This window comes from Ochrovirga pacifica (genome assembly GCF_000220525.1).
Taxonomy (GTDB): domain Bacteria; phylum Bacteroidota; class Bacteroidia; order Flavobacteriales; family Flavobacteriaceae; genus Ochrovirga; species Ochrovirga pacifica.
Window position 1 is genome coordinate 1 of record NZ_AFPK01000075.1, and the last position, 927, is coordinate 927.

Here is a 927-nt window from a genome sequence, read left to right on the forward strand (position 1 = left end):
GCATCTCCTTGTCCGTCGTTGTCTAAGTCAGCTTGATCTGCGTTAGCTACTGTAGGACAATTATCTACGTCATCATTAACACCATCGTTGTCATCGTCCTCATCACAAACATCTCCTTGTCCGTCGTTGTCTAAGTCTGCTTGATCTGCGTTAGCTACTGTAGGACAGTTGTCTACATCATCGTTGATACCATCGTTGTCAGAATCTAAATCACAACCTGGGTTCTTAATTAATGTTGAATAAGAGAACTCATTAGAGCCTGCTGCTTTTGTTTGTTTTAAAACTAAGCCTTCAAACAATTTATGTGTAGCTGCACCTGACACATCAGAACTTTTAATAAAGTACTCTGTTTTTGCCTTTGCTTCAAAAGTATATTCAAAACTATTATTGTTTGCTTTTAAAGTTAATTGTTTCTTACTATCAAATGGATTTCTAACTCTCCATACAGTTGCTACAACAACTCCGCTGTTGTTCTTTATTTTACCTAAAGAAGTCAATCTAAATTTTGAATCATTTCCAGAAAATGGTAGTTCAATAACATCGTAAGCTTTTACAGCCATATCTAATCGTAAATCAGAACACTCCTCATCGTCACAAACATTCCCAATACCATCATTATCTTCATCTTCTTGATTAGGGTTCGCAATGGTAGGACAGTTATCTACGTCATCATTGATACCATCATTGTCATCGTCCTCATCACAAACATCTCCTTGTCCGTCGTTGTCTAAGTCAGCCTGATCCGCGTTTGCTACTGTAGGACAGTTATCTACGTCGTCGTTGATACCATCGTTGTCATCATCCTCATCACAAACATCTCCTTGACCATCATTATCTAGGTCAGCCTGATCTGGGTTAGCTACTGTAGGACAGTTATCTACGTCATCATTGACACCATCGTTGTCATCGTCCTCATCACAAACATCT

At 38.7% G+C, this 927-nt stretch carries 1 protein-coding gene; it reads right to left on the reverse strand.

Annotated features, from left to right (window positions below; translation table 11 throughout):
* A partial coding sequence (locus FS85_RS16915) for a thrombospondin type 3 repeat-containing protein (RefSeq protein WP_010137164.1) occupies positions 1-927 on the reverse strand: 927 nt, incomplete at both ends.